At 72.6% G+C, this 5897-nt stretch carries 7 protein-coding genes; 4 read left to right on the forward strand and 3 right to left on the reverse strand.

All coding sequences use genetic code 11. The annotated features are described in order from the left end of the window. Positions 1–126: 126 nt before the first annotated feature. Positions 127–699, forward strand: coding sequence for a VanZ family protein (locus tag MTQ10_RS26940; RefSeq protein ID WP_247472802.1), 573 nt, complete (start codon positions 127–129; stop codon positions 697–699). A 102-nt stretch (positions 700–801) separates the two neighbouring features. Next, entirely contained in the window at positions 802–1002 is a 201-nt protein-coding gene (locus MTQ10_RS26945; RefSeq protein ID WP_247472803.1) for a PspC domain-containing protein, read from the forward strand. Between the two features lie 103 nt (positions 1003–1105). On the opposite strand, the gene MTQ10_RS26950 is transcribed toward MTQ10_RS26945, so the two are convergent. Both MTQ10_RS26950 and MTQ10_RS26955 read right to left on the reverse strand, forming a co-directional pair. Further along, positions 1106–1465, reverse strand: coding sequence for an ATP-binding protein (locus MTQ10_RS26950; protein WP_247472804.1), 360 nt, complete (start codon positions 1463–1465; stop codon positions 1106–1108). A gap of 138 nt (positions 1466–1603) precedes the next feature. Beyond that, on the reverse strand, positions 1604–2767 hold the full coding sequence (locus MTQ10_RS26955; protein WP_247472805.1) for an adenosine deaminase: 1164 nt from the start codon (positions 2765–2767) through the stop codon (positions 1604–1606). Positions 2768–2880: 113 nt separating this feature from the next. Here MTQ10_RS26955 and MTQ10_RS26960 point away from each other — a divergent pair, with 113 nt between their 5' ends. Further along, positions 2881–3642: an alpha/beta fold hydrolase gene (locus tag MTQ10_RS26960; RefSeq protein WP_247472806.1), complete on the forward strand. Its 762-nt coding sequence runs from the start codon at positions 2881–2883 to the stop codon at positions 3640–3642. 37 nt (positions 3643–3679) lie between these two features. Here MTQ10_RS26960 and MTQ10_RS26965 read toward each other — a convergent pair whose 3' ends face one another. Continuing rightward, positions 3680–4630: a LysR family transcriptional regulator gene (locus MTQ10_RS26965; protein ID WP_247472807.1), complete on the reverse strand. Its 951-nt coding sequence runs from the start codon at positions 4628–4630 to the stop codon at positions 3680–3682. 63 nt (positions 4631–4693) lie between these two features. Between MTQ10_RS26965 and MTQ10_RS26970 the strand changes: the two genes are divergently transcribed. Continuing rightward, a partial coding sequence (locus tag MTQ10_RS26970; RefSeq protein WP_247472814.1) for an MFS transporter occupies positions 4694–5897 on the forward strand: 1204 nt, incomplete at its 3' end.

Raw genomic sequence — 5897 nt, forward strand, 5'->3', positions numbered from 1 at the left:
GGCTGACGCCGGGGACCGGGGCGGCTGCTGACGCCCGACCCCGGGTGTGGTGGACGCCTCACGTCGTTGCAGGGCGGTGACACAGATGCCGGAACCGTTCCGGTCGGGCGGAACGTCTTGGGGGGCGTGCAGCGTGACAGCTCCATCGGCGGCACCGCCGTTCTCCGCATCCGGCTGACGGGAGGCGTACTCCTCGTCGCGCACCTCGTCCTCGTCGCCTGGTTCACGCTGCGGCCTCTGGACGTGCCGTGGGTGATGCCGGCCAATCTGCGCCCCTTCGCGGGAATCCGCGCCGACCTGGCGCTGGGCTGGCCGGAGGCGGCTCGGCGGATCGGCGCGGATCTGGCGCTGCTGGCGCCGCTGGGGGTGCTGCTGCCGCTGGCGCACGGGCGGCTCGCGGTCTCCCGGCTGGGTTCCCTGGCCCGTACCGTGGCCGCGGCGACGCTGCTGTCCCTCGGTATCGAGCTGCTCCAGACGAACGTCCCCGGCCGGGTCGTGGACGTCGACTCGCTCCTCCTCAACGCCCTGGGCGTCGCCCTGGCGCACCTGGCGGTGGTGCCGGCGCTGCGGGCGTGGCTCCGCCGCAGGGACGAGCACACGGAGCCCCGCAGGGAGGATGCGGCTCAGGGTCGTACCCCGACGATTCCCAGGGTCGGGATCGCCCCGTGGAGCGACGCTTCGTCGTCTTCGTCCCCGTAGCGTGGATTGCGTCGGGCAGCCGGCTCGCCCCCAGCGGGGCGGGCGGCAAGGCGCAGGAGCCCGGCTGATGTCGTTACCGACCCGATCACGCAGGGAGTTCACATGTCCAGCCTCGCCCGCCCCACCCAAGGACGCATGATCGGCGGCGTGTGCGCCGCGCTGGCCCGGCGTTTCGGTACGTCGGCGACGACGATGCGGGTGATCTTCCTGCTGTCGTGTCTGCTGCCGGGCCCGCAGTTCCTGCTCTACATCGCGCTGTGGATTCTGCTGCCGTCGGAGGACAAGGCCCGTACGGCCTGGTGACGGCACGAAGGGCCGACCGGCGTCGACGGCGCACCGTCGGGGCGCGTCCCAGGGAGGAAGACGGGACGCGCCCCGACGGTGGTTTCGGGGGCCGTACGGCCGGTCAGCCGCCGAGCGGCAGGCCGTTGAGGCCGACGCCCTTGGTGGGCAGGGCGCTGCCGACGGGCAGGCCGCCGAGGAGGCCGGCGACGGGGGCGGTCGGGCCGTCGGCGAGCACCTTCTGCGCGGCCGGCTGCGCGGCGGCCAGGCCCGCGCCGACGGCGGACTGGCCGTGGGTCAGCGCCTCGGTGGCACCCGGCAGCGCCTGGGTGACGTTCTCCGCCGGCAGGGTGCGGGTCACGCCGTCCAGCGCCTGGCCGGCGTCGGGCACGGCGGGGGCGGCACTGGCGGCGCCGGCGCCCGCGGCGGCGAAGGCGGCACCCAGAGCGGCGACACCGAGGGTCTTGGCAGCAGACTGCTTCATTTATGAGTCCTCGTAAAGGAAAGACGGGGATACGAGCGGTCCACGACCGTAAACATGACAAGGCTCCCGCCGCAAACATCGAAATGCGGACGGATTGTGAATACCCGTCCGCATTCCGCGCGTGCAATGGGGTGTCGGTCAGCCCTCGGTCTCAGAAGAACCGCTGGTGGAGGCAGTCTGCTGGAACAGCCATTCGGATTTGAGTTCCGCATATCCGGGCTTGATCACGTCATTGATCATCGCGAGTCGTTCATCGAAAGGAATGAACGCTGATTTCATCGCATTGACGGAGAACCACTGCATGTCGTCGAGCGTGTAGCCGAACGCCTCGACCAGGTGCTCGAATTCCCGGCTCATGCTGGTGTGCGACATCAGCCGGTTGTCGGTGTTCACCGTCGCCCGGAAGTGCAGCCGGCGCAGCAGACCGATGGGGTGCTCGGCGTACGAGGCGGCGGCCCCGGTCTGCAGGTTGGAGCTGGGGCACAGCTCCAGCGGGATGCGCTTGTCGCGGACGTAGGAGGCGAGCCGGCCCAGCCGGACCGAGCCGTCCTGCCGTGCCTCGATGTCGTCGATGATGCGCACCCCGTGCCCGAGCCGGTCGGCGCCGCACCACTGAAGGGCCTGCCAGATGGACGGCAGCCCGAACGCCTCACCGGCGTGGATGGTGAAGTGGTTGTTCTCCCGCTTCAGATACTCGAACGCGTCCAGGTGCCGGGTGGGCGGGTGGCCGGCCTCGGCGCCGGCGATGTCGAAGCCGACGACGCCCTGGTCACGGTAGGCGTTGGCGAGTTCCGCGATCTCCAGGGAGCGGGCCGCGTGCCGCATCGCGGTCAGCAGCGCTCCGACGCGGATGCGCCGGCCCGCCTCACGGGCCAGCCGCTCCCCCTCGCGGAAGCCCTCGTTGACGGCCTCGACGACCTCCTCCAGGGTGAGGCCGCCGGCCAGGTGCTGCTCGGGGGCGTACCGCACCTCGGCGTAGACGACACCGTCCTCGGCGAGGTCCTCGGCGCACTCGCGGGCGACACGTACCAGCGCCTCGCGGGTCTGCATCACGCCGACGGTGTGGGAGAAGGTCTCCAGATAGCGTTCCAGCGACCCCGAGTCGGCCGCTTCCCTGAACCACAGGGCGAGCTTGTCGGGGTCGGTGTCGGGGAGCTGGTCGTACCCGCTGTCGCGGGCGAGGTCGACGACGGTGCCGGGGCGCAGGCCGCCGTCGAGATGGTCGTGCAGCAGAACCTTGGGCGCCCGGCGGATCTGGTCCGGGGTGGGCGTCATGCCCGTCCGAATGGTCTGGCTCGTCATTTCCGCACTGTATCTCCTACGCGCGTAGACAGCGCGTCGTACGCGTCCGTCGATACGCAACGGTGACCCTACGGACCGGTGGCGTACGCCGGTGCTTCTGACACTGTTCTGCCATGGCACAGCAAGCGATGCCGATGCGTACGGCCCGGCTGGGGCGGGCAGTTGGTCAGGAGCCGACGGCGGTCGGCGGGGCGGTGCTGCTGCTGCCCGGCGGTGACGCGGAGTCCCGGCGCAGACCGTCCCCGCTGCTCGCCGCCGCCTCCGTGCGCGCCCTGGCCCGGCGGCTGGCCCGCGCCGGCCGCGCCGAGGGGCTCGCGGTGCATGTCGTCCACTACCGCTACCGGGGCTGGAACGGCAGGGACGCCGACCTCGCCCGCGACGCCGCGTGGGCCGCGGACGAGATCGTACGGCGCCACGGTGATGTGCCCGTCTGCCTCGCCGGGTTCGACATGGGCGCGCGGGCGGCCCTGCACGCCGGCGGTCACGACGCCGTCAACTCCGTCCTGGCGATCGCCCCCTGGCTGCCGGAGGAGGACGGCTCCGCACCACCCGAACCGGTGAAGCAACTGGTGGGACGTCAGGTGCTGCTCGTGCACGGCACGAACGACGAACGCACCGACCCCGAGCTTTCGTTCCGGCTCGCGGCCCGCGCGAAGAAGGCGAACCGGCAGGTGTGCCGGTTCGAAGTGCACGCCGACCGGCACCGGTTGCGGCAGTACCGCGACGAAGTCCTCGCTCTCGCCGAGGACTTCGTCATGGGGGCCCTGTTCGGGCACGCCTACTCCCGGCCCGTCGTCGACGCGTTCGCCGCGCCGCCGCCGATAGGGCTGCGGATGCCGCTCGCCTCGGGGTTCGGGCGGTCGTTACGGCGGTGAGGCGAGCAGGCCGGGACCGGATGCCGTGGGCCGCGCGTCAGGGCAGCAGGTTGCCCCTCCTCGACAGCAGGAACCTTTTGAACGCCGCCACCGGCGGGGTGTCCGGGCGCCCCGCCGGCCAGGCCACGCCGATCTCCCGCACCGCGCGCGGCGCCGTCACCGTCAGCTCCACCACCCCCGGGCGCGGCACCGTCGGCGGCGGCAGCAGCGCCACGCCCAGCCCTGCCGCGACCAGGCCCCGGAGCGTCTCCGCCTCCTCCCCCTCGAACGCCACGCGCGGCCTGAACCCGGCCCGGCTGCACAGGTCGTCGGTGATACGGCGCAGCCCGTAACCCGGTTCCAGGCTGACGAACGTCTCCTCGGCGGCCTCCGCGAGACGGACCCGCCGCCGGGTGGCGAGGCGGTGGTCGGCGGGTACGACCAGGCGCAGTTTCTGCTCGTCGAGGCGGCGGGCCACCAGGTCCGGGGCGTCGGGGACCGGGGAGGTGAGACAGAGGTCGAGTTCGCCGGCGCGCAGGCCCTCCAGCATGGCCTCGCCGTGGTTCTGGACGAGGCTGAAGCGGACGCGGGGGTGGTCGGCGCGGAAGGCCTGGAGCAGGCCGGGGACGGTCTCGGCGCCCATGGTGTGCAGGAACCCGAACGCGACCTTGCCGGTGGCCGGGTCGGCGTCGGCGCGGACCTCCTCGGCGGCGCGCTCGATCTCCGCGAGGGCGCGCTCGACGGAGGTGAGGAAGCTGCGGCCGGCCGGGGTGAGGGAGACGGTGCGGCCCCGGCGGGCGAACAGGTCCACGCCCAGGTCCCGTTCGAGGCGGACCATCGCGCGGGAGAGGGTCGACTGGGGGACGTTCATCTCCTGCGCGGCCCGGGTCACATGCTCGGTGCGGGCCACGCCCGCGAAGTACGCGAGGCGCGGCGCGAGTACCGTCGCCATGTCTTCTGTGTCACCGGTCGGTGACAGTCGGGGCTGTGACCTCTGCTGATGCACCATGGGAACGATTATGGGCAGTTCATGCATTGGACGCATGAGCCGGGCCTCCGTAGCGTCGAGGACATGACTCCCGCCAGCACCGGGGCGCCCACCGCCATGGGCGCCGCCCCTTCCGTCTCCGTACCGTCCTCCTCCACGAACAGTGGCTCCGGGTCCTCCGCCGACACGCGTGTGGCGCCCGGCGGGCCCGGCTACCGGCGGATGAGCTTCGCCCTGTTCCTCGCGGGCGTCGCCACCTTCGCTCTGCTGTACTCCACGCAGGCCCTGCTGCCGCTGATCTCCGCCGACCTGGGTGTGCCGGCCGGTGAGGCGAGCTGGACGGTGGCCGCCGCGACGGGCGGTCTGGCGCTGTTCGTCCTGCCGATGAGCGCTCTGTCGGAGCGCTACGGACGCCGTACGGTCATGACCGCGTCGCTCGCCGTCGCCGTGACCCTGGGGCTGCTGGTGCCGTTCGCGCCGTCCCTGGGCGCGCTGGTCGCGCTGCGCGCCGTGCAGGGCGCGGCGCTGGCCGGTCTTCCGGCGTCGGCGACGGCGTACCTGGCGGAGGAGGTCACGCCTCGGGCGCTGGTCACCGCGATCGGGCTGTTCGTGGCGGGCAACAGCGTCGGCGGGATGAGCGGGCGCGTCATCACCGGCTGGATCGCCCAGGAGTGGGGCTGGCGGGTTGCCGTCGCCGTCATCGGTGTCATCGCGGTGGTCTGCGCGGTCGCGTTCCGGGTGCTGCTGCCCGCGCCCCGGCACTTCCGCGCCGGATCGCTGCGGCTGCGTGTGCTGGCCGCGACGGTACGGGGTCACCTGGCGGATCCGCTGCTGCGGCGGCTGTACGCGATCGGCGCGCTGTTCATGACCGTGTTCGGCGGCGTGTACACCGTGATCGGCTACCGGCTCACCGAGGCGCCGTTCGGGCTGCCTCAGGGCATCGTCGGATCGATCTTCCTGGTGTATCTGGTGGGCACGGTGTCGGCGTCGGCGGCCGGGCGGCTCGTCGGCCGGCTCGGGCGGCGCGGTGCGCTGTACCTGGCCGGCGGGACGACAGCGGCGGGGCTGCTGCTGTCGCCGGCCGGGTCGCTCGTGCCGGTGCTGGTGGGGCTCGTGCTGATCACCGCCGGGTTCTTCGCGGGGCACGCGGTGGCGTCGTCGGCGGTCAGCAAGACGGCGACACGGGGGCGGGCGCAGGCCTCGGCGCTGTACCAGTCCGCGTACTACATCGGGTCCAGCGTCGGCAGCACCGTCGGGGCGATGGCGTACCACGCGCGGGGGTGGGGCG

The sequence above is a fragment of the Streptomyces sp. XM83C genome (assembly GCF_023072675.1).
GTDB lineage: Bacteria > Actinomycetota > Actinomycetes > Streptomycetales > Streptomycetaceae > Streptomyces > Streptomyces thermocoprophilus.